This is a genomic window from Mycolicibacterium boenickei (assembly GCF_010731295.1).
Lineage (GTDB): Bacteria > Actinomycetota > Actinomycetes > Mycobacteriales > Mycobacteriaceae > Mycobacterium > Mycobacterium boenickei.
On the sequence record NZ_AP022579.1, the window covers coordinates 5,949,260 to 5,974,469 of the forward strand.

26 protein-coding genes and 2 riboswitches are annotated in these 25,210 nt (G+C 67.4%); of the genes, 14 read left to right on the forward strand and 12 right to left on the reverse strand.

All coding sequences use genetic code 11. The features are described from left to right. The first annotated feature begins 101 nt into the window (after positions 1-101). The 4 genes from G6N57_RS28550 to G6N57_RS28565 all read left to right on the forward strand — a co-directional run bounded on the left by G6N57_RS28550 (position 102) and on the right by G6N57_RS28565 (position 3,602). Positions 102-1,331 (forward strand): D-alanyl-D-alanine carboxypeptidase family protein, encoded by a 1,230-nt coding sequence (locus tag G6N57_RS28550; protein WP_077743383.1) that lies wholly within the window; start codon positions 102-104, stop codon positions 1,329-1,331. A 103-nt stretch (positions 1,332-1,434) separates the two neighbouring features. Then, the gene (locus tag G6N57_RS28555; protein ID WP_077743382.1) at positions 1,435-2,064 is read left to right on the forward strand and encodes a TetR/AcrR family transcriptional regulator; all 630 of its coding nucleotides are present in this window, start codon (positions 1,435-1,437) and stop codon (positions 2,062-2,064) included. A 44-nt stretch (positions 2,065-2,108) separates the two neighbouring features. Continuing rightward, complete coding sequence (locus G6N57_RS28560; RefSeq protein WP_077743579.1) at positions 2,109-2,339, forward strand: F0F1 ATP synthase subunit C; 231 nt, start codon at positions 2,109-2,111, stop codon at positions 2,337-2,339. Then, positions 2,340-3,602 (forward strand): glycosyltransferase, encoded by a 1,263-nt coding sequence (locus G6N57_RS28565; protein ID WP_077743381.1) that lies wholly within the window; start codon positions 2,340-2,342, stop codon positions 3,600-3,602. Positions 3,603-3,673: 71 nt separating this feature from the next. Here the strand turns inward: G6N57_RS28565 and G6N57_RS28570 are convergent, their stop codons facing one another. Continuing rightward, positions 3,674-4,522 carry an NAD(P)H-dependent flavin oxidoreductase gene (locus tag G6N57_RS28570; RefSeq protein WP_234815576.1) on the reverse strand — a complete coding sequence of 283 codons (849 nt, stop codon included), beginning with the start codon at positions 4,520-4,522 and terminating at the stop codon, positions 3,674-3,676. 31 nt (positions 4,523-4,553) lie between these two features. After that, a riboswitch (guanidine-III (ykkC-III) riboswitch) is annotated at positions 4,554-4,618 on the forward strand. Between the two features lie 12 nt (positions 4,619-4,630). Here G6N57_RS28570 and G6N57_RS28575 point away from each other — a divergent pair. Beyond that, on the forward strand, positions 4,631-4,948 hold the full coding sequence (locus G6N57_RS28575; RefSeq protein ID WP_075921769.1) for a DMT family transporter: 318 nt from the start codon (positions 4,631-4,633) through the stop codon (positions 4,946-4,948). On the opposite strand, the gene yhjD is transcribed toward G6N57_RS28575, so the two are convergent. Genes yhjD through G6N57_RS28590 form a run of 3 tightly spaced genes read right to left on the reverse strand, consistent with a single transcriptional unit; the run spans position 4,945 to position 7,445 of the window. Further along, the gene (yhjD, locus tag G6N57_RS28580; protein ID WP_077743380.1) at positions 4,945-5,961 is read right to left on the reverse strand and encodes an inner membrane protein YhjD; all 1,017 of its coding nucleotides are present in this window, start codon (positions 5,959-5,961) and stop codon (positions 4,945-4,947) included. The genes G6N57_RS28575 and yhjD overlap by 4 nt on opposite strands. A gap of 20 nt (positions 5,962-5,981) precedes the next feature. Further along, positions 5,982-6,998, reverse strand: a complete 1,017-nt coding sequence (gene trpS, locus G6N57_RS28585) for a tryptophan--tRNA ligase (protein ID WP_077743379.1) — start codon at positions 6,996-6,998, stop codon at positions 5,982-5,984. A gap of 24 nt (positions 6,999-7,022) precedes the next feature. Beyond that, positions 7,023-7,445, reverse strand: coding sequence for a MarR family winged helix-turn-helix transcriptional regulator (locus G6N57_RS28590; RefSeq protein ID WP_077743378.1), 423 nt, complete (start codon positions 7,443-7,445; stop codon positions 7,023-7,025). Positions 7,446-7,513: 68 nt separating this feature from the next. Here G6N57_RS28590 and G6N57_RS28595 point away from each other — a divergent pair, with 68 nt between their 5' ends. Next, on the forward strand, positions 7,514-8,131 hold the full coding sequence (locus G6N57_RS28595; protein WP_077743377.1) for a TIGR03086 family metal-binding protein: 618 nt from the start codon (positions 7,514-7,516) through the stop codon (positions 8,129-8,131). Here the strand turns inward: G6N57_RS28595 and G6N57_RS28600 are convergent. Continuing rightward, entirely contained in the window at positions 8,122-8,913 is a 792-nt protein-coding gene (locus G6N57_RS28600) for an exodeoxyribonuclease III (RefSeq protein ID WP_077743576.1), read from the reverse strand. The genes G6N57_RS28595 and G6N57_RS28600 overlap by 10 nt on opposite strands. Before the next feature lie 98 nt (positions 8,914-9,011). Between G6N57_RS28600 and G6N57_RS28605 the strand changes: the two genes are divergently transcribed. Continuing rightward, positions 9,012-9,845 carry an epoxide hydrolase EphH gene (locus G6N57_RS28605; RefSeq protein ID WP_077743577.1) on the forward strand — a complete coding sequence of 278 codons (834 nt, stop codon included), beginning with the start codon at positions 9,012-9,014 and terminating at the stop codon, positions 9,843-9,845. Positions 9,846-9,973: 128 nt separating this feature from the next. Here the strand turns inward: G6N57_RS28605 and G6N57_RS28610 are convergent, their stop codons facing one another. Beyond that, positions 9,974-12,214 carry an NADP-dependent isocitrate dehydrogenase gene (locus G6N57_RS28610; RefSeq protein WP_077743376.1) on the reverse strand — a complete coding sequence of 747 codons (2,241 nt, stop codon included), beginning with the start codon at positions 12,212-12,214 and terminating at the stop codon, positions 9,974-9,976. Between the two features lie 276 nt (positions 12,215-12,490). Further along, positions 12,491-12,610: riboswitch (SAM riboswitch) on the forward strand. Between the two features lie 184 nt (positions 12,611-12,794). On the opposite strand from G6N57_RS28610, the gene G6N57_RS28615 reads away from it, so the two are divergent. From G6N57_RS28615 to G6N57_RS28625, 3 genes are read left to right on the forward strand one after another with little or no spacing between them, the layout of a single operon-like run. After that, a complete protein-coding gene (locus G6N57_RS28615; RefSeq protein WP_077743375.1) occupies positions 12,795-14,126 on the forward strand; it encodes a bifunctional o-acetylhomoserine/o-acetylserine sulfhydrylase in 1,332 nt (443 codons plus the stop codon). A gap of 20 nt (positions 14,127-14,146) precedes the next feature. Further along, positions 14,147-15,277 (forward strand): homoserine O-acetyltransferase MetX, encoded by a 1,131-nt coding sequence (metX, locus tag G6N57_RS28620; protein WP_077743374.1) that lies wholly within the window; start codon positions 14,147-14,149, stop codon positions 15,275-15,277. Next, the gene (locus G6N57_RS28625) at positions 15,274-16,002 is read left to right on the forward strand and encodes a class I SAM-dependent methyltransferase (protein WP_077743373.1); all 729 of its coding nucleotides are present in this window, start codon (positions 15,274-15,276) and stop codon (positions 16,000-16,002) included. The genes metX and G6N57_RS28625 overlap by 4 nt, the downstream gene beginning before the upstream one ends. 78 nt (positions 16,003-16,080) lie before the next feature. On the opposite strand, the gene G6N57_RS28630 is transcribed toward G6N57_RS28625, so the two are convergent. Continuing rightward, positions 16,081-16,575, reverse strand: coding sequence for a winged helix-turn-helix transcriptional regulator (locus G6N57_RS28630; protein ID WP_077743575.1), 495 nt, complete (start codon positions 16,573-16,575; stop codon positions 16,081-16,083). Between the two features lie 80 nt (positions 16,576-16,655). Between G6N57_RS28630 and G6N57_RS28635 the strand changes: the two genes are divergently transcribed. Continuing rightward, positions 16,656-17,075, forward strand: coding sequence for a nuclear transport factor 2 family protein (locus tag G6N57_RS28635; RefSeq protein WP_077743372.1), 420 nt, complete (start codon positions 16,656-16,658; stop codon positions 17,073-17,075). On the opposite strand, the gene G6N57_RS28640 is transcribed toward G6N57_RS28635, so the two are convergent. Then, positions 17,065-18,600, reverse strand: coding sequence for an FAD-dependent monooxygenase (locus tag G6N57_RS28640; RefSeq protein ID WP_077743371.1), 1,536 nt, complete (start codon positions 18,598-18,600; stop codon positions 17,065-17,067). The two genes, G6N57_RS28635 and G6N57_RS28640, sit on opposite strands and share 11 nt — an antisense overlap. Next, positions 18,597-19,217 (reverse strand): TetR/AcrR family transcriptional regulator, encoded by a 621-nt coding sequence (locus G6N57_RS28645; protein WP_077743370.1) that lies wholly within the window; start codon positions 19,215-19,217, stop codon positions 18,597-18,599. The genes G6N57_RS28640 and G6N57_RS28645 overlap by 4 nt, the downstream gene beginning before the upstream one ends. Positions 19,218-19,425: 208 nt before the next feature. Between G6N57_RS28645 and erm the strand changes: the two genes are divergently transcribed. Beyond that, positions 19,426-20,166: a 23S ribosomal RNA methyltransferase Erm gene (erm, locus tag G6N57_RS28650; protein ID WP_077743369.1), complete on the forward strand. Its 741-nt coding sequence runs from the start codon at positions 19,426-19,428 to the stop codon at positions 20,164-20,166. On the opposite strand, the gene G6N57_RS28655 is transcribed toward erm, so the two are convergent. Then, the gene (locus G6N57_RS28655; protein ID WP_036440671.1) at positions 20,163-20,456 is read right to left on the reverse strand and encodes a DUF3017 domain-containing protein; all 294 of its coding nucleotides are present in this window, start codon (positions 20,454-20,456) and stop codon (positions 20,163-20,165) included. The genes erm and G6N57_RS28655 overlap by 4 nt on opposite strands. Beyond that, the gene (locus G6N57_RS28660; RefSeq protein ID WP_075921809.1) at positions 20,453-21,304 is read right to left on the reverse strand and encodes a bifunctional methylenetetrahydrofolate dehydrogenase/methenyltetrahydrofolate cyclohydrolase; all 852 of its coding nucleotides are present in this window, start codon (positions 21,302-21,304) and stop codon (positions 20,453-20,455) included. The genes G6N57_RS28655 and G6N57_RS28660 overlap by 4 nt, the downstream gene beginning before the upstream one ends. Before the next feature lie 37 nt (positions 21,305-21,341). On the opposite strand from G6N57_RS28660, the gene G6N57_RS28665 reads away from it, so the two are divergent. Both G6N57_RS28665 and G6N57_RS28670 read left to right on the forward strand, forming a co-directional pair. Continuing rightward, positions 21,342-22,565 carry an NADH:flavin oxidoreductase gene (locus G6N57_RS28665; protein WP_077743368.1) on the forward strand — a complete coding sequence of 408 codons (1,224 nt, stop codon included), beginning with the start codon at positions 21,342-21,344 and terminating at the stop codon, positions 22,563-22,565. A gap of 23 nt (positions 22,566-22,588) precedes the next feature. Beyond that, positions 22,589-23,470 (forward strand): diphosphate--fructose-6-phosphate 1-phosphotransferase, encoded by an 882-nt coding sequence (locus G6N57_RS28670; RefSeq protein ID WP_077743574.1) that lies wholly within the window; start codon positions 22,589-22,591, stop codon positions 23,468-23,470. On the opposite strand, the gene G6N57_RS28675 is transcribed toward G6N57_RS28670, so the two are convergent. Further along, positions 23,467-25,209 carry a BamB-related PQQ repeat family beta-propellar protein gene (locus G6N57_RS28675; RefSeq protein ID WP_077743573.1) on the reverse strand — a complete coding sequence of 581 codons (1,743 nt, stop codon included), beginning with the start codon at positions 25,207-25,209 and terminating at the stop codon, positions 23,467-23,469. The two genes, G6N57_RS28670 and G6N57_RS28675, sit on opposite strands and share 4 nt — an antisense overlap. Between the last annotated feature and the right edge of the window lies 1 nt (position 25,210).

A 25,210-nucleotide genomic window follows, 5' to 3' on the forward strand; every position in this document is an offset into this window, starting at 1 on the left:
CTGGCTGCCCCACGCCCAAGATCACATTTGCCACAGAAACCACACCAGTCACAGCGTGGCTACGCGGAATCGCGCCGTCGCTCGCCTAATCTGCGCAGACGATGGCTACCCAGCGAAGGCTCCCGACACGTGCGCTGAAGCGCGGATTTTCGGCACTCGCGGCCCTGGCGATGCTGGCCGGGCCGACCGTCCTGTGCGCACCCACGGCCGCCGCCGACCCGGCGCCGGAGTGCCCCTACAAGGTGACGACGCCCCCTGCAGTGGATGCCTCGGAAGCACCCAAGCCCGGCGACGTAGCTCCCGGACCGCTGCCGGTGCCTGCGAAGACGATTGGCGGCGAAGCGCTCTCAGGTTGCGGAGTGATCACCGCAGCGAACACCCCGCCGCTGCCCAACGACGTCTCCGCCGAGGCCTGGCTGGTGGCCGACTTGGACAGTGGCGACATCATCGCCGCCAAGGATCCGCACGGGCGCCACCGTCCGGCCAGCATCATCAAGGTTCTGGTCGCCACCGCCGCCCTCAACGAACTCAACCTCAACAAGTTGGTGGCGGGCACCCAGGAAGACGCCAACTCCGAGGGCACCCGCGTCGGCGTCGGCCCCGGCGGCCAGTACACGATCAACGACCTGCTGCACGGTCTGCTGATGCACTCCGGCAACGACGCTGCGCACGCACTGGCGGTTCAACTGGGCGGCATGGACCCCGCCCTGCAGAAGCTGAACATCCTCGCCGGCAAGCTCGGTGGCCGTGACACCCGGGCCGCCACTCCTTCGGGCCTCGACGGCCCTGGCATGAGCACCTCGGCCTACGACATCGGGCTCTTCTACCGCTACGCCTGGCAGAACCCGGCTTTCGCCGACATCGTCGCCACTCAGACCTACGACTTCCCGGGCCGAGACGGCAATCCGTCCTACCCGGTGGAGAACGACAACAAGCTGCTCTACAACTACCCGGGCGCGATGGGTGGCAAGACCGGATACACCGACGACGCGGGACAGACCTTCGTCGGCGCGGCCAACCGTGACGGCCGGCGCCTGGTGGCCATCCTGATGAAGGGCACCCGCGTGCCTATCGCGCCGTGGGAACAGGCGGCACACCTGCTGGACTACGGGTTCGCCACTCCGCCGGGAACGAAGGTCGGCACGCTGGTCGACCCGGATCCGTCCCTGGTCACGCCGAAGGCCGACGAGCCGACCGCAGCCCAGGCGGCTTCAGTACTGCCGCCTGCGGATTCACTGCCGGTCCGGGTGGGCGTGGCCGTCGTCGGCGCCGTGATCGTGTTTCTGTTGATCATGGGTGCGCGTTCGCTGAATCGTCGCCCCGCTCGCTGATTCTCAGCTGTCGATACGCCTTCTGCCAGCCGGTATGCACCGTGGACAGGAGGTCCGTGGCATCCCCTTGCCATCTTCTGACCGATCGGTCTAATCTCGGACCATGCGGTCAGAACGGACGAAGACGTTCACCGAACAGGCCCGCCGTCGGCAGATCGTCGACGGCGCCTTGGAGGTGATCGCCGACCAGGGTTATCCGCAGGCGTCACTCGCACGCATCGCCGAGCACATCGGTATCGCCAAAAGCGCAGTGCTGTATCACTTCACCAGCAAATCGGAAGTGGTCGAGGCGGTCTTCACCGAGATCTTCACGCGCGGCGCCGCCGTGATCGTCCCGGCGGTCAACGCCGAAACCACCGCGGCGGCAAAGCTGTCCGCCTACATCCGGGCCAACATCGCGTTCGTCGCAGCCAACCGGTCAGCGGCCGTGGCCATGCTCGAACTCATCTCGGGTTACCGCGACGCGGACGGATTACGGGTCGACCAAGCCGCCGCCAAAGCCGTCCAGGAGCACCCCCCGACCGGCGACCTGGCGGCCCTCGATCCGCAGAGCATCTTCGCCGCGGGCCTGGAAAGCGGTGAGTTCCGCACACTCTCACCGCTGTTCATGAAGAACATCCTGCGCGGCGCGCTGGACAGCGCGGCGCAGGAGTACGCCCGCGACCCCGACTACGACGTCATCGCCCACGGCGAAGTGCTCGTCGAGATCTTCGAGAAGGCCACCGCACCGTGACCACCACCGATCAAAGGAGCTTCACCGTGGCCAGTGACGAACTGATGGGTAACGCGCTGCTGGCCGGCGCGATCGTGTTGGCCGGCGGCGCGATCGGCGCCGGCATCGGCGACGGGCTGGCCGGATCGCAGTTCATCGCCGGTGTCGCGCGTCAGCCCGAGGCCCAGGCCCGCTTGTACACACCGTTTTTCATCACCGTCAGCCTGGTCGAAGCCACATTCTTCATCAACGTGGCGTTCATGGCGTTGTTCGTGTTCGCCACCCCGGGAGGCTAGGTGGCGACCATCGCGATCGTCGCCATCGGCAGCCGCGGCGATGTGGCACCGCTGACCGGCGTCGGCGTCCGGCTACAGCGGGCCGGTCATCGCGTTCTTGTGGTGGCGTACCAGGCTTTCGCCGATCTCGTGATCGGGTGCGGGTTGGAGTTTCGCGGACTCGACGACGATCTCGACGACGCCGCAGCCGATCTGACCGACGTGTGCGCACGCGATGCCGCGAAGGCGATGGCCGCGTTCCTGTCGCCACGCGGCATGCGGGAGTTGGGCGATCGGGTGTTGACAGCCCTGTGCGACGAGCCGCCCGACATCCTGCTGCTGTCACCGTTCGCGGAGTTGGCCGGACATCCGCTGGCCGACGCGCTCGCCATCCCCCGCATCGGCGTCCGGCTGCAGCCCTTCTCGGCGACTTCGCAGTATCCCCCAGCCGTGCTCGGCGCGTGGTCCGCGGGCCGGTTCGGCAACCGGGCGGCGGCGAGGATCGGTGAGTCGATGATCGACGGGATGTACGGCGCGGCGGTCAACCACTTTCGCGCACAACTCGATCTGCCCAGAGCCTCGACACGGACGCTGAGGCGCCGACGCAGCGACGCACGCTGGCCCATCCTCTACGGCTACTCCCCTGCGGTGCTTCCCCGGCCGTCCGACTGGCGACCGGGCATCGACGTCGTCGGCTACTGGTGGCCGGCCCACCCGACCGGATGGCAACCGCCCACCGAACTGGTCGAGTTTCTGGACGCCGGCCCACCACCGGTCGTCATCGGCTTCGGCAGCACGGTCAACAGCAGCGCCGAAGCCGAACGGCTGTCAACGGTTGTCGCGCAGGCGGTTCGGGATGCGGGCGTTCGCGCCGTGATCCAGGCCGGTTGGGCAGGGCTCGACCTGTGTCGCGACGACGTGATCGCGGTCGGCGAGGTCCCCCACGACTGGCTGTTCGCGCGGGCGGCAGCCGTGGTCCACCACTGCGGCGCCGGGACCGTCGCGGCGGGACTTCGCGCCGGAGTGCCGGCAATCGCGGCCCCGGGCGCGTATGGCGACCAACCGTTCTGGGCGCGACGACTGTTCGATCTCGGCGTCAGCCCCCGGCCGATCCCGCAACGTCGACTCGACGCCGACAACCTCGGTGGTGCGATACGCGATGTGTCTTCAGACAGCCGCTTCCGAGACCGAGCGACGAGGATGGCGACAGCACTCGGCGCTGAGGACGGTGCGGGGCGGGTGCTGCGAGCCGTCGCCGAATGCACCGGTTCCGCTGACAACTAATTGCCGATCAAGTTAAATACATGCCGGGCCTGCCGGACCGCCGCCGCTCTCGGCGGTTCGGCAGGCCCCGGTCAATGCCAACGCCCGAGTAGCCGCTCGGCCCCTTCGGACAGCGATCGCACGATCTCGGCCGCGCCGGCCGGATCACGCACCAGCCCGACACCCTGCCCCGCGTTGACCGGCGATCCGCGCAGCACGCGCTCGGGAATGTCGGCAGGCCAACGATATCCGGCCGCAACGTCGTATTCGGTGGTCAGCTCGGTGGCTTCGCTTTCGGCGGCCAGCAGGGCATCACGGGCCGCCGACGGCGTCAGCGCCTCGGCACATGCCGCCAAAGCGGTACCAACCCACGCCGCGGCCGCCCCGGCGGCCAGCACCGCGGCCACCGCCCGGGGCGACGAGATGCCGCCGGCGGCCAGCACGGGTACGTCGACCGCGTCGAGGACTTCGGCCAGCAGCGGCAGGGTCCCCACCGTCGGCTCACCATGGCCGCCACCCTCGGCCCCGCGCGCCACCAGGACGTCGACACCGGCATCGACCGCGCGCCGGGCCGCGGCGACCGTGGCCACCTGCGTCGTCACCGTCAGGCCCGCGTCGTGCGCCCGACGGACCCACTCCCAATCCGCACCGAAACTGACGCTGAGCAGGGCCGGCCGGGCAGCCACTGCGGCCTCGAACAGATCCGGCCGGTCCTGAGCGACCCAGTGCACCAGCCCGATTCCGAATCGCTGTCCATCGAGCCGGCCGAGCTCGGCAGTCAATTGCTCGGCCGTCGCCGAACTGCCCATCCCGATCATGCCCAGGCCGCCCGCAGCCGACACCGCAGCCGCCAGCCGGCCTCCTGCCGCGCCGCCCATCGGGGCGTTGACGATGGGGACACCGATACCGATCGACCGCGACCAGGTGGTTGCCAAGCTCACAGCCTGCAATGTTACGTCGTTGTTACAATGGAAAGCGCCAGCACATGGCACCGGACGAGGCGCACCCGTACCCGGCCAGCGAAAAGACGGGGTGTTTGGAGGTGTGCCATGGCTTGGCTGATTCTCGTCGTCTCCGGTGTTCTCGAAGCCGTGTGGGCAACAGCCCTGAGCAAGACCGAGGGTTTCACGCGCCTGGTTCCGTCGGTCGTATTCTTTGTGGCGCTTGCGTTGTCGATGGGCGGCCTGGCCGTCGCGATGCGCAGCCTGCCTCCCGGTACGAGCTACGCGATATGGGTGGGCATCGGAGCGGTGCTCACCGTGGGCTTCGCAATGATCACCGGCGCCGAATCCGCTTCGGTGATCAAGATATTGCTCATGCTCGGCGTTGTCGGCTGCATCGTCGGCCTGAAGGCCGTCACCCACTAACGCCGCAGTAGACGCGAAAGCCCAAGGGCACCAATGGCCCCCATGGCAGCCGCGGCCAAAGCGCCGGACACCCCGATCCCCTCGTGGACCTGCACCCTGGTGACGATCTGCGCGGGGTCCGGCGGTGCCACCGGCGCTTCGGCCAGGCTCTCGGTGGACGTCGCCGCCCAGGCCGTCGCAAACAGGATCAATCGCGCGGTGACATAGGCGAACACCATCAGTCCGAGCACCGGGCCGAAGGTCGCTCCGGCCGGACCGCTCAGCACCGACTGCAGATAGATCGAGGCCACCTGCTTGAAGATCTCGAAGCCCACGGCAGCCAGGAGGCCGGCCCGGATCGATCGCCGGAACGGCACCGGTTCGCGCGGCAACCGGGAGATGATCCAGCTGAACAACAGCCAGGAGATCGACACCGACACGACGATCGAGATGACACGTAACCCGCTGCCGAGCACCGCGCCGTCGTGAAGACCGATCCAGCGCAACACCTTCCGCATCAAACTGGGGTCACCCAATACCGTCAGCCCGATGGTGATCACCATCGCGAGGAACGCCGACACCAGGGCGAACAGGTCCGAGAGCTTGTTGCCGACGAAGCTCGACTCGGCGTGTTGCTCCCACATCTGGCTCAGTGCCTCACGCAGGTTGGCCATCCAGCCCAGACCCGCCCACGCGGCGGTCGCCAGTCCGATCACGCCGACCGTGCCACGGGAGGCGATGGCCGAGTCCATCAGGGTGACCAGTTGCTGGCCGAGATCACCTGAGACCGCTTGCCGGATCCGCTCCTCGATTTCTTCGAGCAGATCGGGCCGGCGCGACAGCAGGAAGCCGCCGGCGGCGAAGCCGACCATCAACAGCGGGAACAGCGCGAAGATCGTGAAATACGTGATCCCAGCGGCGTAGAAGTTGCCGTTGCAGTCGTTGTAGCGCTCCTGCGCGCGCATCACATGGTCGAACCACGGAAAGCGCGCACGCGCTCGGGCCAGCAGTCCCGGCTTCTCGGGCTCGTCCACCGCCAACCCCTCCCTGGCGCTTATGGCGTTTGCTGGAGAAACCCTATCTTGTCGTAAACCCGAGCGAGGGTCTTCCCCGCGACCTCCCGGGCCTGTTCCGCGCCTGCGGCCAGTACAGCCTGCAGTTCTGCCGTGTCAGCCAATAATTCGTCCACGCGTGTCTTGATCGGGGTGACGAACTCCACCACGGCCTCGGCGGTCTCCTTCTTGAGATCGCCGTAGCCGCGTCCCGCATAGCCTTCGACCAGTTTGTCGACATCGGTACCGGTCACCGCGGACTGGATGGTGAGCAGATTCGAGATACCGGGCTTGTTCACCTGATCGAACCGGATCTCACGCTCACTGTCGGTCACTGCCGAACGGATCTTCTTGGCCGTGGCCTTCGGATCATCGAGCAGGCTGATCAGCCCGGCGTCGGTGGCCGCCGACTTGCTCATCTTCGCCGACGGGTCCTGCAGGTCGTAGATCTTGGCCGTGGCCTTGGGGATCATCGCCTCGGGCACCACGAAGGTGTCCGAGAACTGCCCGTTGAACCGTTGGGCCAGGTCGCGGGTGAGTTCCAGGTGCTGGCGCTGGTCTTCTCCGACCGGGACCAGGTCGGTGTCGTAGAGCAGGATGTCGGCTGCCATCAGCACCGGGTAGGTGAACAGGCCGACCGTGGTGGCCTCCGCCCCCTGCTTGGTCGACTTGTCCTTGAACTGGGTCATCCGCGACGCCTGGCCGAATCCGGTGAAACACCCCAGCACCCAGGCCAATTGGCTGTGCTCGGGGACATGGCTCTGCACGAATACGGTGCTGCGCGCCGGGTCGATGCCCAGCGCCAGGTACTGCGCGGCCGTCACCAGCGTGCGCCGACGCAGGATCGCGGGGTCCTGCGGCACGGTGATGGCGTGCTGGTCGACGACACAGAAGAACGCCTCGTAGCCGTCCTGCAGCTGCGCCCAGTGCGTGACGGCACCCAGGGCATTGCCGAGGTGCAGGGAGTCGGAGGTGGGCTGGGCGCCCGAGAATACGACCTGTTTGCTTCCGCTACTCATGATCTTCTGATTTTCGCACTGGCGTCATCCGGATTCTTCGCGGGTCAGCTGCTGCAGCACCCGCAGGAAAACTTTCCGATCGTCGGCGGACAACTCCCCCAGCCAGCGCTCCTCCCCGCGCTGGATCTCCCGCTGCACCGCGTCCTTGACCGCGCGGCCCGACTCGGTGATGGCCAGCAGCCGCACCCGGCGGTCGTCTGGGTCGGCTTCGCGCGCGATGAAACCCTGCTGTTGCAGGTCATCGAGGGTGCGGATGATGCGGGTCTTGTCGGCACCGATCGCCTCGGCCAGCGCCGCTTGCGTCCGCACCGAGGACCGGTCGAGCGCGAGCAGGACGACGTAACCCCACATGGACAGGCCGTGAGCGTCGAGCACCGGCTGCTCGGCGGCGAGCATCTCTCGCAACAGAGGGGCCATCATGGCCGCCAGATCCGGGCGCTTCGGCATCAGCCCATCGTAGATATTCGAGTACCGTAGGCGTTGCCATACGATGTGCTCTCGCTTATCGTAAGCGCATGCATACTATTGAAAAAGACCTCCGCCCGTTGCACCGCGTCGCCGTCCTCCGTTCCGTCGAAGCCGTCGGCGCGGTCCGCCCATCCGACCTGGACCGTCCCACCCCCTGCGCGGAGTGGACGCTCGCCGACCTCCTGGCCCACATGACCGTGCAGCACCGAGGGTTCGCGGCCGCGGCGCGCGGGCACGGAGCCGACGAATCGGTCTGGGACGTTGGGACTGTGGCCGACGCCGTGCGCGCCGACCCGGTCGGCGCCTACACCGCAGCCGCCCACGATGTGCTCGAGGCCTTCGCGGCCGACGGAATCACCCAGACGACGTTCGCCCTACCCGAATTCGGACCAGATGCGACATTCCCGGGAGCGTTGGCGATCGGATTCCACCTCGTCGACTACGCGGTGCACGGCTGGGATGTCGCGGCCAGCCTCGGATCACCGTACGAACTGCCGGACAACGTCGTCGCCGCCGTGCTGCCGCTGGTCATGGCGATCCCCGACGGCGACTTCCGCGACACCGCGGCCTCACCGTTCGACCGGGCCGTCGACGATTCGGGCGCAACGGATTTCGACCGCATCCTGGCCCACCTGGGGCGTCGCCCGGATTGGCGTCAGCCGTAGCTGACCGTCACCGGTGAGTGATCCGACCACCGCAGCGCGTACAGCTCGGCCCTGTCCACCCGCGCCGATGTGGCCCGGACGGCCAGGGTCGGGCTGGCCAGGTGATAGTCGATGCGCCAGCCGGCGTCGTTGTCGAAAGCCTTGCCGCGCCAGGACCACCAGCTGTAGGGCCCGGCCACATCGGGATGCAGCACCCGCACCACGTCGACCCAGCCCGTCCCCAACAGTTCACTGAGCCAGGCCCGTTCGCTTGGCAGGAAGCCGGCCTTCTTGACGTTGCCCTTCCAGTTCTTGATGTCGTTCTCGGTGTGCGCGATGTTCCAGTCACCGCACAGCACCGCGTCACGGCCGTGCAGCTCGGCCATCCGGGCGGCGATGGTGGCCATGAAACGTTCCTTCTCCAGCTGCCGGTCCGTCTCGGCCTCGCCGGTGGGGACGTACACGCTGGCCACCGTCACGCCGGCGGTGTCCACCTCGAGGTAGCGGCCGTGCGCCTCGAACTCGTCGGAGACCAGCAGCCGGGCCTCCTCGATCGGATGCCGGGACAACACGGCAACCCCGTTGCGGCCCTTGACATGCGGAACAGCCGAGGCCAGGTTCCAACCATCGGCCAGGGCCGGCGCCAAGGCATCGTTGAGCTGCTCGTCATCGGCCCGGGTCTCCTGCAGGCACACCACGTCCGCCTCGGTTTCCTTGAGCCACGGCAGCAGCCCCAGATTCTCTGTCGACCGCTGCTTGACCGCGGCGCGAATGCCGTTGACGTTGATGGTGCTGACGGTCAGGGGTCCCGGAGATGCCACGGCCCAGACCCTACCGACCGGCGCCGACACCACCGACAGCCTCTTGCGGTACCGGCGGTATCACCTTAATGTCGGGCGGCATGGCTGAACGTGCTCCCATCCACCTCGGCACCCCCGACGGCGATCCGATCCTGCTGCTGCACCCGTTCCTGCTGTCGCAGAGCGTGTGGAAGTACGTCGCACCGCAGCTCGCGCAGACCGGCCGCTATGACGTGTTCGCGCCGACCATGGCAGGTCACCACGGCGGTGCGCACGCACCGATGCTGCTCGACGTCGCGACGCTGGCCGATGACGTCGAACGTCGGCTCGACGAGCTCGGCTGGACCACCGCGCACATCGTGGGGAACTCACTGGGCGGCTGGGTGGCCTTCGAACTGGAGCGCCGCGGCCGGGCCCGCACGCTGACCGGCATCGCCCCCGCGGGCGGCTGGTCGATGTTCACGGCGGCCAAGTACGAGATCATCGCCAAGTTCATGGCGGCCCTGCCGATCGTGCTGGCCACCGCGGCCCTGCGCCAGCAGGTGCTGAAACTGCCGCTGTCCGAACAGATCTCCTACCTGGCCGTCAGCGCCACACCAGAGGTGCTCAACGCAGGCGACCGCCACGACCTGATCGACGACGTTGCCCACTGCCCGGCCTACTTCAAGCTCATGGTCAAGGCGTTGACCACCGCAGGGCTGATGGAGATCGGCGATTCCCGCACGCCGACCCAGCTGGTGATCTGCGAGAAGGACCGGGTTTTGCCGGCGCCCCGCTTCACCCGGCACTTCACCAAGAGCCTGGCGCCCGACGCCGTGGTCACCACCCTCAAGGGGGTCGGCCACGTGCCGATGTTCGAGGCGCCCGACACCATCACCCGGGTGATCACCGAGTTCGTCGACCGGCACATCGGTCAGGCGCGCGCCACGGGGTGACCGACCATGCGCCCAGGGCATCCAGTCTGCGTACAGATCGAGAAATCGGGCGTTTCGGCGCGCTGAGCACAGGCTCGGCGCGCTGAGCACAGGCTCGGCGCGGATATTGCCGCGCCGAGCCCGAGTGCCTAAGCCTTCTCGGCGGCCGCCAACGTGTCGTTGAGCGTCTTGCTCGGACGCATCACCGCGGCGGTCTTCTCCGGGTCCGGGTAGTAGTAGCCGCCGATGTCGGCCGGCTTGCCCTGTGCCGCGTTGAGTTCGGAGACGATGGCCTGCTCCTGCTCGCCGAGCGCCTTGGCCAGCGGCGCGAAGTGCGCGGCCAGCTCCTTGTCCTCGGTCTGCTCGGCCAGCGCCTGCGCCCAGTACAGCGCCAGGTAGAACTGGCTGCCCCGGTTGTCCAGCTCACCGGTCTTGCGCGACGGGGACTTGTTCTCGTCCAACAACTCCCCCGTCGCGGTGTCGAGCGCGTGGGCCAGCACCTTGGCCTTGGCGTTGTCGGTCTTGTTGCCCAGGTCCTCCAGGCTGGCGCCCAGCGCGAGGAACTCGCCCAGCGAATCCCAGCGCAGGTGGTTCTCCTCCACCAGCTGATGAACGTGCTTGGGCGCCGAGCCACCCGCGCCGGTCTCGTACAGACCGCCACCGGCCATCAGCGGCACGATCGAGAGCATCTTCGCGCTGGTGCCCAACTCCAGGATCGGGAACAGGTCGGTCAGGTAATCGCGCAGGATGTTGCCGGTCACCGAGATGGTGTCCTGTCCGCGGATCAGCCGCTCAAGGGTGTAGCGCATGGCCCACACCTGCGGCAGGATCGTGATCTCCAGGCCCTCGGTGTCCTCTTCCTTGAGGTACGCCTTGACCTTCTTGCGCAGCTCGTTCTCATGCGGGCGCTCGTCGTCGAGCCAGAACACCGCAGGCATTCCGGACAACCGTGCCCGGTTGACGGCCAGCTTGACCCAGTCCCGGATCGGGGCGTCCTTGACGATCGGCATCCGCCAGATGTCGCCCTCTTCGACCTCCTGGCTCAGCAGCACCTCACCGGAATCGATGTCGACGATCTTGGCCACACCGGCCTGCGGGATCTCGAAGGTCTTGTCGTGGCTGCCGTACTCCTCGGCCTTCTGCGCCATCAGACCGACGTTGGGCACCGTCCCCATCGTGGTCGGATCGAACTGGCCGTGGGTCTTACAGAAGTTGATCACTTCCTGGTACATCCGGGAGAACGTCGACTCCGGGTTGACGGCCTTGGTGTCCTTGGTGCGGCCGTCGGCGCCGTACATCTTGCCGCCGAGGCGGATCATCGCCGGCATCGACGCGTCGACGATGACGTCGCTGGGCGAGTGGAAGTTCGAGATGCCCTTGGCCGAATCCACCATGGCCAGCTCCGGCCGGTGCTCGTGGCAGCGGTGCAGGTCCTCGATGATCTCCTCACGCTGCGAGGCCGGCAGCGCCTCGATCTTGCTGTAGAGATCCGACAGACCGTTGTTGACGTTGACGCCGAGCTCGTCGAACAGCTTCTGATGCTTGGCGAAGGCGTCCTTGTAGAAGACCTTGACGGCGTGGCCGAACACGATCGGGTGGCTGACCTTCATCATGGTCGCCTTGACGTGCAGCGAGAACATCACGCCGGTCTTGTAGGCGTCCTCGATCTGCTCCTCGTAGAACTGGATCAGCGCCTTCTTGCTCATGTACATCGAGTCGATGACGTCGCCCTCGTCGAGCTTGACCTCGGGCTTGAGCACGATCGTCTCACCCGAACTGGTCTCCAGCTCCATGCGTACGTTGCGCGCCTTGTCCAGCGTCATCGACTTCTCACCGTGGTAGAAGTCGCCGGTCTTCATGGTGGCCACGTGCGTGCGGGAAGCCTGCGACCACTCGCCCATGCTGTGGGGGTGCTTGCGCGCGTACTCCTTGACCGCCTTGGGTGCGCGACGATCCGAGTTGCCTTCGCGCAGAACGGGGTTGACCGCACTGCCCAGGATCTTCGAGTAGCGATCGCGGATCGCCTTCTCCTCGTCGGTCTTGGGATCGCCCGGGTAGTCGGGAACCGCGTAGCCCTTCTCCTGCAGTTCCTTGATCGCTGCGGTGAGCTGCGGGACCGAGGCGCTGATATTGGGCAGCTTGATGATGTTGGTCTCGGGCAGCTGGGTGAGACGGCCCAGTTCACCGAGGTTGTCCGGGACCTTCTGATCGTCGGTCAGGTAGTCGCCGAATTCGGCCAGGATGCGGGCCGCCACCGAAATGTCACTGGTCTGGATATCGATACCCGCCGGCTCTGCAAAGGCGCGGATGATCGGCAAGAAGGAGTACGTCGCAAGCAGCGGCGCCTCGTCGGTCAGCGTGTAGATGATGGTCGGCTGCTGGGCAGTCATGGTTGCTCTCCCGGCGTCAGTCTCGGTTCGACGAGGATCACTCGTTGTCACTCGTGGTTATTCGCTGCTCTGTATCGCGGCCAGACTACAAGGGCGGGCAGCGTCTCGAAGGAGCAGCTTTCATTACTGACCAGTAACTTTGGCTTGCGTCCAGGCGTCCAACGCCTCCATGCCCCCGCCGCACTGAACACGTTTCAGTCGAGCCCGCCCAGAACCGGCAAACACCCCGGACAACCGACTGGCACCGCCTCAACGCGTTGCGATAAGCTGCAAGCCGGTCATGAGTGTCAGCATCAAGCCCCGGCTTGCTGGCCGGCAACCCTCCAACCGCGGTGGGGTGCCCCGGGTGATGACCAGGTTGAGCAGTCGTTCGCGGCTGTAAGGCAAGCGCGGGTCCGAAGGTACGGGCCCCCAGACAGACAGGGAAACCTGATGGAGGCCAGCCATGTGTATGTGTCAGTGAACCCACGGTGTCAGCCCGTCGTAATCGACGTCAGGCAAGACGCCCGGTAACCGACCGCACTTCTACCTTCCCAATCTCCGGGGCCCTCGCCCCGCCACTGGAGGAGACACCCCAGCCATGACAAACCCAGAAAACGTCGCCGACTGGTCGTTCGAAACCAAGCAGATCCACGCGGGCCAGACGCCGGACAGTGCCACCAATGCCCGCGCACTGCCGATCTACCAGACCACGTCCTACACGTTCCGCGACACCGATCACGCCGCCGCCCTGTTCGGCCTGGCCGAACCCGGCAACATCTACACCCGCATCATGAACCCGACCACCGACGTCGTCGAGCAGCGCATCGCCGCCCTCGAGGGGGGCGTCGCGGCGTTGTTCCTGTCGTCCGGGCAGGCCGCCGAGACGTTCGCGATCCTCAACCTGGCCGGCGCGGGTGACCACATCGTGTCCAGCCCACGGCTCTACGGCGGCACCTACAACCTGTTCCACTACACGCTGCCCAAGCTGGGCATCGAGGTCAGCTTCGTCGAGGATCCCGACAACCTGGACAGCTGGCGGGCGGCCGTGCGGCCCAACACCAAGGCCTTCTTCGCCGAGACCATCTCCAACCCCCAGATCGACATCCTCGACATCCCGAACGTGTCCGCCGTGGCGCACGAAAACGGTGTCCCACTGATCGTCGACAACACCATCGCCACCCCGTACCTGATCCAGCCGATCGCGCTCGGGGCCGACATCGTCGTGCACTCGGCCACCAAGTACCTCGGTGGCCACGGATCGGCGATCGCCGGGGTGATCGTCGACGGCGGCACGTTCGACTGGACCAACGGCCGGTTCCCGGGCTTCACCGAGCCGGACCCCAGCTACCACGGAGTGGTGTTCGCCGAGCTGGGCGCGCCCGCCTACGCGCTCAAGGCCCGCGTTCAGCTGCTGCGCGATCTGGGTTCCGCGGCGGCACCGTTTAATGCGTTCCTCATCGCGCAGGGATTAGAAACGCTGTCGCTGCGGGTTGAACGGCACGTGGCGAATGCGCAGCGGGTCGCGGAGTTCCTGGCCGGGCACGAGCACGTCGTGTCGGTGAACTATGCCGGGCTCCCCACCTCTCCCTGGTACGAGCTGGGTCGCAAGATCGCCCCCAAGGGCACCGGCGCGGTACTCGCGTTCGAGCTCGCCGGCGGCATCGAGGCGGGTAAGGCGTTTGTCAACGCCCTCACCCTGCACAGCCATGTCGCCAACATCGGCGACGTGCGCTCGCTGGTGATCCATCCCGCTTCGACCACCCATCAGCAGCTCAGCGACGCCGAGCAGCTGGCCAGCGGCGTGACCCCCGGCCTGGTGCGGCTGGCCGTCGGCCTCGAGGGCATCGACGACATCCTGGCCGATCTCGAGCAGGGATTCGCCGCGGCACGTCCGTTCAACGAGGCGTCGCAGACAGCGGTGACGGCGTAGGACGGCGAGAGAAGACCGGCATGACGATCACCGAAGAACCGGCCGTGTCCACCCTCCCCTTGCCTGCCGAAGGCGAGATCAGCGTGGTGAACATCGGCGCCTTGACGCTCGAGAACGGCACCGTCCTGCCCGACGTGTCGATCGCGGTGCAGCGCTGGGGTGAGCTGTCACCCGCACGCGACAACGTGGTGATGGTGCTGCACGCGCTCACCGGCGACTCCCACGTCACCGGACCGGCAGGCGACGGACATCCGACCGCGGGCTGGTGGGACGGGGTGGCCGGACCGGGCGCCCCGATCGACACCGACCAGTGGTGCGCGATCTCGACCAATGTGCTCGGCGGCTGCCAGGGATCCACGGGTCCCGGGTCGCTCGCACCTGACGGAAAGCCCTGGGGGTCAAGGTTTCCCCAGATCACGATTCGCGATCAGGTGGAGGCCGACCGGGCCGCGCTGGCGGCCTTCGGCATCACCGAGGTGGCCGCGGTGGTCGGCGGGTCGATGGGCGGAGCCCGTGCGCTGGAATGGCTCGTCGGGCATCCCGACGAAGTCCGGGCCGGACTGGTGCTGGCCGTCGGCGCCCGCGCCACGGCCGATCAGATCGGCACCCAGAGCAGCCAGGTGGCCGCGATCAAGGCCGATCCGGACTGGCAGGGTGGGGATTACTACGACACCGACCGGGCCCCGCTGGCCGGCATGGAGATCGCCCGGCGCTTCGCACACCTCACTTATCGCGGCGAGGAAGAACTCGACGAGCGGTTCCGCAACGACGCCCAGGGCGATGAGGATCCGACCGCAGGCGGACGCTACGGCGTGCAGAGCTACCTCGAGTACCAGGGCGGCAAGTTGGCCCGCCGGTTCGACCCGGGTACCTATGTGACGCTCTCCGATGCGCTGTCCACCCACGATGTGGGCCGCGACCGCGGCGGGGTCACCACTGCACTGCGTGGTTGTCCGGTGCCCGTCATCGTCGGCGGGATCACCTCCGACCGCCTCTACCCCATCCGGCTACAGGAGGAACTGGCCGACCTGCTGCCCGGCTGTAGCGGCCTGGACGTGGTCGACTCGGCGTACGGCCACGACGGCTTCCTGGTCGAGACGGAAGTGGTGGGCAAGCTGATCCGCCGCACGCTGGAGCTGGCACAGCGGTGAGCTCACCCAAGGCGCGTTCCCTGTCCTTCGGCTCGGAAGCCGCAGCCTACGAACGCGGCCGACCGTCGTACCCGCCGGAGGCCATCGACTGGCTGCTCCCCGAAGGGGCCCACGATGTGCTGGATCTGGGCGCGGGCACGGGCAAGCTGACGACCAGGCTCGTCGAACGCGGGCTGGACGTGATCGCCGTCGATCCCATCCCGGAAATGCTTGAGCTGCTGTCGAACTCACTGCCGGAGACCCCGGCGCTGCTGGGTACGGCGGAGGAGATCCCACTGGCCGACAACAGCGTGGACGCGGTGCTGGTGGCGCAGGCCTGGCACTGGTTCGACCCCGAGCGGGCCGTCAAGGAGGTCAGCCGGGTGCTGCGTCCCGGCGGTCGGCTGGGCCTGGTGTGGAACACCCGCGACGAACGCCTGGGCTGGGTCAAGGATCTGGGCCGCATCATCGGCCCCGAACACGATCCGTTCACCAACGAGGTGACACTGGCCGAGCCGTTCGGCGATGTCGAGCGGCATCAGGTGGAGTGGACGAGTTACCTGACGCCCCAGGCCCTCATCGACCTGGTGGCCTCGCGGAGCTACTGCATCACCTCGCCGGAGAAGGTGCGTACCCGGACGCTGGAGCAGGTGCGCGAGCTGCTGGCCACCCACCCGGCGCTGGCCAATTCGTCGGGGCTGGCGCTGCCCTACGTCACCGTGGGGATCCGGGCCACCCTCGTCTGAGGACGACCGCCGAACGTTGGCTTGTGTTCGAGCATCCGGCGAAAGTTCGAACACAAGGCAACGTTCGGCGACATTGAGCTAGCCCAGGACGAACTCGCCGATGACGGCGGTGCCGGGTCCCGGCCGGGCGCCCGGGCCTGCCGTGGCCGTGGTTGTCGACGCGTCGAGTTCGCCTCCGCACTCTGCGCACACGGTTTTCGCCGTGGTCGCGCGGCCACATTCGGTGTGCACGATCAATGCCGGCGGCCCGTCCTCGCCCGCCAGCCACTTGTCCCCCCAGGCGACCAGTGTCGCGATCACCGGGTACAGATCACGCCCTTTGTCGGTGAGCACGTACTCGTAGCGCGGCGGTGCGCTCTGATATCGGCGGCGTTCCACCACCCCGTGACGTTCGAGTTCATCGAGGCGCGCCGCCAGGATGTTCGACGCGATCCCGAGATCCCGCCGGATGTCCTCGAACCGGGTCATCCCCGCGAACAGGTCACGCAGGACGAGCGGTGTCCACCGCTGCCCCACCACCTCGACAGCCCGTGCGATCGAGCACGAGATGTCGCTGAAGGACTGTTTGGGCACCACTCAACCGTAGTTCATTGCGTTTCACAATGAACTACGGTTGAGTGGGTTGCAAATCGCAAGTTAGGTGAGGAGAGGGCATGACAACGACTACCGACTCGGTCGCCGCATTCTGCGAGGCCACCCGCACCAGGGACCTCGACGCAGTGATCGCGACGCTGGCGCCCGATGCCTCGTTGACCTCGCCGCTGTCCGGCCGGATGGTGTTCCGCGGTCACGACGATCTCCGACTGCTCCTCGGCGCGGTGTACGGCGGCCTGCGCGACCTGACCTGGCAGGAAACGATCGGCGATGGCCCGACGCGCGTCGCGATCAGCGAAGGCCGGGTCGCCGGCGTCGCCATCACCGACGCGCTCGTGTTCGAACTCGACGAGAGCGGACAGATCCGACGCCTGCGTCCACACCTGCGGCCGTGGCTCGCGACCACGGTGTTCGCTGTGCTGCTCGGACCGAAGATCGCCCGCCATCCCGGCGTCCTGCGCCGCGCCCTCAGGCGCTGAGCTCAGCCACCTCGGAGTCAGGACCGAACCAGCGCGCCAGCGCCGCCCGCAGCCCTTCCGCATCGAATTCGTCTGCAGCCCAGGCGACATAGCCGTCAGGCCGGATCAGCAAGGCCGCGGCGGGCCGATCCGCCGCGGTCGTCACCGTCACGTCGACCCGGTCACGCCAGCCGTCAGCGACGTCGGCGCAGGCCCCGCCGGACAGATCGAGCAGCATCGGCCGCCCCGAGTGCAGCAGCTCGGCGATGCGGCGGCCGTCGTCCAGCAGGAAATCGGGAACGAAGTATCCGGACAGCCGGTGCCCGTCTTCGACCTCGTAACGGACATCGGAGCCGGACAGCACGCCCGCGATATGCGCCGAGCCGTCCGGCGTGGCCAGCAGTTCACCGAAAAGCGTTCGCAGCGCAGTGACTTCGGGACCGGCAGCCATCAGGGCGGCCTGGGCCATCGAGTGCATCATCACCCGCTGACCGGCCGGCCAACGCTCACTGTGATAGCTGTCCAGCAGGCCGTCGGGCGCCCGCCCCTGCACGGCGGCGGCCAGTTTCCAGCCCAGGTTCATGGCGTCCTGAAGTCCGAGATTCAGGCCCGGCCCACCCATGGCGGAATGCACATGGGCCGCATCGCCTACCAGAAACACGTTGCCGGCGCGGTACTGCTCGGCCTGGCGGGTGTTCTGGCCGTTGATGCGCCGCAACGCGTGCGGACCGGGACCGTCGGGCGGTTCGATCGGCAAGTCAGCGCCGACCACGCGCTTCACACTCTGGCGCAGTTCATCGATGGTCAGCTCAGGCGCATCGTCGGGCAGAACGGAGCCGTATTCGATGGTTCCCAACATCGAGCGTCCCGGCTGGAACTCGGCATAGATCAGAACCCCGCCGTCGAAGCGATTGTGCCCGAATGGGATTTGGCCAATGCCGGGCACATCCAACGCTCCGTAACCGGTGCGCAGCTCATCCGGCACGCGGATGTGAGCGACCCGGGCGACCACGTCGGTGGTCAGCCCAGGAAACTCGATGCCGGCCTTCTTCCTGACCGGGCTGCGGCCACCGTCGGCCCCGACCAGGTAGGTGGCAGGTAACCGGTAATCGCCCGCCGGCGATGCGACGTCGACGATGACACCGCCGGCCACCTGCTCCAGCGCGACGAGTTCGTGCCCCCACCGGATCTCGACGCCGAGGCCGCGCACCCAGTCCACCAATTGCCGCACCACGCGTGGCTGCTGGATCAGCATACCGTACATCGGGTTGTCGATGACATCGGTAAACGGCACCTGCATGCCCGCGAAGATGTAACCGGCCATGGGTTCGGGCCCCTCGCCCGTCCCGCTGAGCTCCCCATACAGACCGCGCAGATCGAGCACTCGATTTGCCTGCCCGACAATGCCATTGGCCTTGAGTTCCGCACTGGGCTCGGGCAGTTGCTCGAGCACCACCGGCCGTACCCCGGCCAGGGCCAACTCCCCCGCCACCAACAGACCGTTCGGGCCGGCGCCCGAGATGACGACGTCTACGTGATCTTTCATTTCTTCCCTCCCGGTTCGGGCAGGCCCGCGGCCACCGCCGCGAACCCTTTGCGCAGCAGTGACGCGAAAGTCACCGGCGGATCTGCGTTTCCGTAAGCGTCCATCGCAGCGTCGCCGACCGCCCGCACGACGGCCGCCACCAGGCGCGGATACATGTCATGCGGCTCGGTGCCGGTCCGCTCGGCGATCGCGACGATCCACTCATCAGCCAATCCTCGGAAGGTCGCGTCGCGAATCTCCGGGATCATCAGCAATTTCCGGACCTCGGCCAGCTGCTCGCGGGTTGGCAGCGCGTTCTCCGCACCATAGACGTCGGCCATGTCGTCGTCCAACGGTTTGATCACCGATTCGGTGATCGCGGTCCACAGCGGTTCATCCGCAGGACGCGCCCGCAGCGTGTCGATACCGCGCCGGAGGCGTTCCTGCTGCCGGTAAGCCAGCGCGTCGTACTTGCCGGCGAAGTAGTTGGTGAAGGTACGCAGCGAGACACCGGCCAGGTTGGCTATGTCCTCGCGGGTGACGTTCTCCAAACCGCGCTCGAACGCGAGGCTCAGCGCCGCGTCGCTCAGCGCTCGCCGCGTGTCGAGCTTCTTGCGTTCCCGCAGTCCCGGTGCCATGTCTTCACGCTAGCCAAACATTGCCCATTGGGCAATATTGCCTCCTGGGCATTTCCTGTGAAAATCAGTTGAAGGCGGGCCGCCATCCTGAATACCGTGGCAGCCATGTCAGTGACCCACCTCCGCTTGCGCATCACATAGCCGGCGGATCTTCACCTTCCCGGAACGTCCGCCGCAGCAGCTTTGTCCCTGCGACTGCGGAGTCTCCGTGCCTTCAACTCACCATGGCCGTCATGAGTACGGCCAGAATTTCCTGTGCGACCGACGCGTGGTCGCCGACATCGTCAAAATCGTCTCGCACACAACAGGTCCCATCGTCGAGATCGGCGCCGGCGACGGGGCGCTCACTCTGCCGCTGCAACGGTTGAACCGGCAGCTGACCGCGATCGAAATCGACCGGCGACGGGCTCGGCGATTGGCGGACCGAACCTCGGCAGAGGTGGTCGGTGCGGACTTTCTGCAATACCGACTACCCACAACACCGCACGTGGTGGTGGGCAATCTGCCCTTTCACCTGACCACCGCGATCCTGCGGCGGCTGTTACACGGCCCGGGCTGGACCGACGCGGTCCTGCTCATGCAGTGGGAGGTGGCCCGGCGGCGGGCCGGCGTCGGCGGCGCCACCATGATGACGGCACAGTGGTGGCCGTGGTTCGAATTCAGCCTGGCACGAAAGGTTTCCGCGGATGCCTTCCGACCCAGGCCCGGCGTTGACGCCGGGCTGCTGACCATCACACGCCGTCGGGAGCCCCTGGTCCCGACGGCCGACCGGCGTCGGTACCAGGCCCTGGCACACGAGGTGTTCACCGGGCGGGGTCGCGGCTTGGCGCAGATCCTGCGTCGTCACGTGGATCGTCGGTGGTTGCAGGCCAACGGAATCCACCCGTCGGCGCTACCGCGAGACCTGTCCGCGCAACAGTGGGCCGCACTGTTCGACGCGGTCCGCTAGCTGGTGCCCAGCGGGTCGATGGTCCAGGCGATGTAAAGCACCACCGCACTCACGGTCGCGGTGGTGGCGAAGTCGATCGTCCGGCTTCGCACCACCAGCAGACCGGCCCGGTCATCGGTCAGCGCCAGCCGCAGCGCAGCCGCCGCACCGACGCCGATCCCGATCACCAGCGCGCCGCGGCGCCAGTAGCCCGCCACCACCAAGGCGAAGGCCGCGATGAAGATCAGCCCGACCACGAGGATCGGCCACTGTCCTGCGACCACCTTCTGGACGAACTCCTTTGCCGTCACGCCAGTTTCGACTCTTCGAGCTCGACGACGTTGGTCAGCAGGAACGCCCGTGTCAGCGGGCCGACGCCGCCCGGGTTGGGCGACACATGCCCCGCCACCTCCCAGACGTCAGGTGCGACGTCACCGGTCAACTTGCCGTCCACCCGGCTGACGCCGACGTCGACGACGGCCGCGCCCGGCTTGACCATGTCCGCGGTGACCATGTGCGGCACACCGACCGCGGCGATGATGATGTCGGCCTGACGGGTCAGGGCAGGCAGATCCCGGGTACCGGTGTGGCACAGCGTCACGGTGGCGTTCTCCGAACGCCGGGTGAGCAGCAGGCCCATCGGCCGGCCGACCGTCACGCCGCGCCCGATCACCACGACGTGCGCCCCGGCGATCGGCACGTCGAACCGGCGCAGCAGATGCACGATGCCGCGAGGGGTACAGGGAAGCGGCGCCTCCTTGCCGAGCACCAGCCGGCCGAGGTTGGTCGGGTGCAGACCGTCGGCGTCCTTGGCCGGATCGATGCGCTCCAGCGCGGCGTTCTCGTCGAGGTGCTTGGGCAGCGGCAGCTGCACGATGTAGCCCGTGCAGTCCGGGTTGGCGTTGAGCTCGTCGATGGTCTCGTCGAGCTGCGCCTGGGTGATGTCGGCGGGCAGGTCGCGGCGGATCGAATTGATCCCGACCTTTGCGCAGTCGGCGTGCTTGCCGCGCACGTAGGCCTGCGAGCCGGGGTCGTCACCGACCAGCACGGTGCCCAAGCCGGGCGTCCGGCCGGCCTCGGTCAACTTCGCTACCCGCTGCTTGAGGTCGATGAAGATCTCGTCGCGCGTCGCCTTACCGTCCAACACAATGGAACCCACGGTGCCCATTGTGTCAGCCGCGTGGCAGGCTCAGCATATGAACACCCAGCCCAATGTGTTCACTGATGTTTTCAGTGAGGCCAAGCTCGGCCCAGTGACGCTGCGCAACCGCATCATCAAGGCCGCCACCTTCGAAGCGTCCACGCCGAACGCGCTGGTCACGGAGGATTTGATCAACTATCACCGGCTGCCCGCGGCCGGCGGCGTCGGCATGACCACCGTGGCCTACTGTGCGGTGGCACCCGGCGGCCGGACCGACGGCTGGCAGATCTGGATGCGGCCCGAGGCGGTGCCCGGGCTGACCAAACTCACCGAGACCATCCACGCCGAGGGTGCCGCCATCAGCGCCCAGATCGGTCATGCCGGGCCGGTGGCCAACTCGCGAACCAACAAGGCCCCGGCGCTCGCGCCGGTACGGTTCTTCAACCCCCTGTCGATGCGGTTTGCCAAGAAAGCCACGATCGACGACATCCGCGACGTCACCGAAGCCCACGCGAACGCTGCCCGGCTTGCCATCGACTCCGGGTTCGACGCCGTGGAGGTGCACCTCGGCCACAACTACCTCGCCAGCTCGTTCCTGTCCCCACTGATCAACCGGCGCACCGACGAGTTCGGCGGATCGTTGGAGAACCGGGCCAAGGTGGCCCGCGGGGTGGTCCGCGCGGTACGCGACGCCGTCGACAAGCACGGCGACCGGAAGATCGCCGTCATCGCCAAACTCAACATGAGCGACGGCGTCCGCGGCGGCATCCCGATCGACGAGTCGCTGCAAACGGCGAAGTGGCTCGAGGAGGACGGCGGCCTGGACGCCATCGAGCTGACCGCGGGCAGCTCGCTGGTCAACCCGATGTACCTGTTCCGCGGCGGCGCCCCGGTCAAGGAGTTCGCGGCGAACTTCAAACCCCCGATCAGCTGGGGCATCCGGATGAGCGGCAACAAGTTCTTCCGCGAATACCCGTACCACGAGGCGTATCTGATGCGCGACGCCGAGAAGTTCCGGGCCGAACTGACCATGCCGATCATCCTGCTGGGCGGAATCACCAACCGCGAGACCATGGACCGGGCGATGGCAGCGGGCTTCGAGTTCGTCGCGATGGGCCGCGCGCTGCTCGCAGAACCGGACCTGCTCAACCGGATCCAGGCTGAGGAATCCAAAGGCTCGGTCAAATCGCTTTGCACGCACTGCAACATGTGCATGCCCACCATCTACAGCCACACCCATTGCGTGGTGACGGGAGCGCCGGACACACTCGTGAAGTGAGCACCGACGCCGTCAGCGACACCATGGTGACCTACCGCTACGTGCGGGTCGGTCTGGTCGCGCTGGTGGTGTTCCTGTTGTCCTCGCTCGCACTGACGTGGGCGCACAGTTGCCCGCAGGGGTCGATCAGCGCGTTCTTCTACACCCGCACCCACGCGGTGTTCCTGGCCTCCCTGTGCGCGATCGGGATCTGTCTGATCGCCTACAAGGGCAGCCGGATCGGCGAAGACGCGCTGCTGAACTACTCCGGGTTCATGGCCTTCATCGTGGCCCTGGTGCCCACCGGGCCCGACGACCTTTGTCAGCCATGGCTTCCCACGGTCACCGACCCGTTCGGCGGCGTCGCCAACAACGTCGCCGCGTTGTTCGTGGCCGTCGCCGTCGGCACCGGGATGTACCTCGCGCTGGGCCGTTGGCGCCGCCCGCAACCGCCGCCGGTGGCGTCCGCTCCCGCCTGCGCCGAGGCCGCCACTCTGTGGAAGACCGTCGCCACCGCGCTGCTGCGGGTCGAAAAGTGGCTACCAGCAGCGCTACTGGCCATTGCCGTCGCCGGGGCCCCGTTGATGTTGTGGGACTGGTTCGCCCAACATGCTCACGTGATCGCCGCGGTGGCGATGTTCCTGGCCATCACGCTCGTAGCGGTCTACCACGCGTGCTACGCCCGCGCAGCCGTGCGTCAGCACCTGGCCCGGTTCTACGCGACCATCGCCGCACTCATGCTCGTCACCGTCGTGGCGGGTGTCGTGCTGCTGATTCTCGGATGGCACTTCGGCGTGATCACCGTCGAACTCATCCTCATCGTGCTGTTCGCCGTGTTCTGGGCGGTGCAGACCTGGGACGTCTGGGACGCCCAGGACCGCTACCCGGAAGCGGCCGTACCCACGCTGGCCGACGCCCCCGCCTAAGCGGTGTATCCGTCGATCTGCAGCGTCTGCCCATCACGGCGCAACACCAACACCGCACCCGGTACCGGGACGAAACCCTCCACCGCTTCGGCGGGCACCGCCGCGGTCTGGGTGCACGTCTTCGCGTCGAAGGTGCGCAGCGATCCCTGATCCCCGTTGTCCGCGACGGCGAAGCCGTCCGCGAACGACAGGTAGGCCAGGCCTCTGCCCTGCCCCAGCGCGCGGGTCTGGGTGGCGTGGATGCCCTGGGCGCCAGCACATCTCTGCTTTCCGTCGGGACCGAACAGCAATAGCTGACGGCCACCGTCGCGACCCGAGAACAGGAAGTTGTCACTCGGGCCGAGCGAAGGTTCGCCCGTACCCCGCTCCGGCAGCGGGGTCACGGTCTTGTCCACCACGTTGACGTAGGAAATCCCGGCCGGTGCGCCGGCCCCACCGAACTGGACGAAGATGCCCACCGCATTCGCCGGGGTGGCTACCGCGCCCGCATCGGCCTGACCCTTGAACACCTCGTGGTCCCAGACGGTTTCGCCGTTGTCGGGGTTGAGTGCCACCACCCGGATCGCATTGCCCGGCCCGGCCGGGCACTGCACCACCGACACCAGCCGCGCACGGGTGTCCACCGCGCGCGGCGGGAAGGCGCAATCCGCATGAGGTGCAGGCACCGTCCACATCGGCTCGCCGGTTCGGGTGTCGAACCGCACCCAGACCCGGTCATCGCGGTACACCACGAACGGCGCGTCCAGGTTGTAGCCCGGAACCTCGGCCAGCGCGTACATCATCTGATCGTCGGCGTTGGACCACAGCCGCTCTCCGGTGGTGGCGTCGAGCCCGACCAGACCCTTGTCGACGAAGGCCACCACGGTGGCCCCGTTGTCGAACACCCGCATGCCGTTGACCATCACCCCGTCTGGCCCGGTACGCGCGTAGTGCCAGCGCTCCTTGCCGTCGGCGCCGTACGCGGTGATCCGGTGATCGCCGTACACCGCGAAACCGGCACCGGCAGCCACGATCTGACGATTCGGATCGTGCTTGTCCCCCTCGAATGCGTCCGGCACCGAAACCGTGAACGTCCGCTGCCCCAGTGCGCCGGGCAGGGCGGGCACATCGGTAGCTGACGCCGTCGTCGCATCCAGGAAGCGTGCGTCGTCACCGGCGCGCAACGCGCCCACGGTCACCACCGCGGCAACCACGACGGCGATCGCCGCGCCGACGGCCAGCAACTTGATCGACGTGCGTTCCAGATTCGGGAAGGCCCGCGCCGCCAGGAAGGTCGCGGCGGCACCGGCCAGACACAACCACCACGCCGCCATCCCGGCCGGCAATGCCGCGGTGACCGCCGAATTGTCCATCGCGGTCCGGTAGAACGCCGGGATCCCCTGGGTGATGTACGCGATGACCAGCAGCGCCGCCACGCCCGCCGTCCCGGCCGCGGTGGCCGCCAGGTCCCGGCCCGTGTGGCCGCGCCAGACGCTGTAGGCCATCGCCGCGATCAGCACCACGGCGACGACCGCCACCACCAACGCCATGCGGTTCGGCAGGGCCTCGCCCCACCGGTGCAGGCCGACCACGTACCAGGAGCTTTCGGCTGTGCTGCGCGGGGCGACCAGCCGGGCCCAGCCGGCCAGCACCGCCGCCCACACCAACAACACCACTGCCGCGCCGGCCAGCACCGTGCCGAGCGATTGCAGCACGCCGAGCACCCGGCCGACCGTCTTCTGCGGCCCTTCAGAAACCATG

Excerpts from the sequence above, each read along its gene's own strand:
- G6N57_RS28610 (WP_077743376.1), bottom strand. The coding sequence starts at position 12,214 with ATGACTGCCCAGCAGCCGACCATCATCTACACGCTGACCGACGAGGCG.
- G6N57_RS28640 (WP_077743371.1), bottom strand. The coding sequence starts at position 18,600 with ATGAAAGATCACGTAGACGTCGTCATCTCGGGCGCCGGCCCGAACGGT.
- G6N57_RS28665 (WP_077743368.1), top strand. The coding sequence starts at position 21,342 with ATGAACACCCAGCCCAATGTGTTCACTGATGTTTTCAGTGAGGCCAAG.
- G6N57_RS28615 (WP_077743375.1), top strand. The coding sequence starts at position 12,795 with ATGACAAACCCAGAAAACGTCGCCGACTGGTCGTTCGAAACCAAGCAG.
- G6N57_RS28670 (WP_077743574.1), top strand. The coding sequence starts at position 22,589 with ATGGTGACCTACCGCTACGTGCGGGTCGGTCTGGTCGCGCTGGTGGTG.
- G6N57_RS28590 (WP_077743378.1), bottom strand. The coding sequence starts at position 7,445 with ATGCCGAAGCGCCCGGATCTGGCGGCCATGATGGCCCCTCTGTTGCGA.
- trpS (WP_077743379.1), bottom strand. The coding sequence starts at position 6,998 with ATGAGTAGCGGAAGCAAACAGGTCGTATTCTCGGGCGCCCAGCCCACC.
- G6N57_RS28550 (WP_077743383.1), top strand. The coding sequence starts at position 102 with ATGGCTACCCAGCGAAGGCTCCCGACACGTGCGCTGAAGCGCGGATTT.
- G6N57_RS28575 (WP_075921769.1), top strand. The coding sequence starts at position 4,631 with ATGGCTTGGCTGATTCTCGTCGTCTCCGGTGTTCTCGAAGCCGTGTGG.
- G6N57_RS28560 (WP_077743579.1), top strand. The coding sequence starts at position 2,109 with ATGGGTAACGCGCTGCTGGCCGGCGCGATCGTGTTGGCCGGCGGCGCG.
- metX (WP_077743374.1), top strand. The coding sequence starts at position 14,147 with ATGACGATCACCGAAGAACCGGCCGTGTCCACCCTCCCCTTGCCTGCC.
- G6N57_RS28645 (WP_077743370.1), bottom strand. The coding sequence starts at position 19,217 with ATGGCACCGGGACTGCGGGAACGCAAGAAGCTCGACACGCGGCGAGCG.
- G6N57_RS28555 (WP_077743382.1), top strand. The coding sequence starts at position 1,435 with ATGCGGTCAGAACGGACGAAGACGTTCACCGAACAGGCCCGCCGTCGG.
- G6N57_RS28595 (WP_077743377.1), top strand. The coding sequence starts at position 7,514 with ATGCATACTATTGAAAAAGACCTCCGCCCGTTGCACCGCGTCGCCGTC.
- G6N57_RS28635 (WP_077743372.1), top strand. The coding sequence starts at position 16,656 with ATGACAACGACTACCGACTCGGTCGCCGCATTCTGCGAGGCCACCCGC.
- G6N57_RS28675 (WP_077743573.1), bottom strand. The coding sequence starts at position 25,209 with ATGGTTTCTGAAGGGCCGCAGAAGACGGTCGGCCGGGTGCTCGGCGTG.
- G6N57_RS28605 (WP_077743577.1), top strand. The coding sequence starts at position 9,012 with ATGGCTGAACGTGCTCCCATCCACCTCGGCACCCCCGACGGCGATCCG.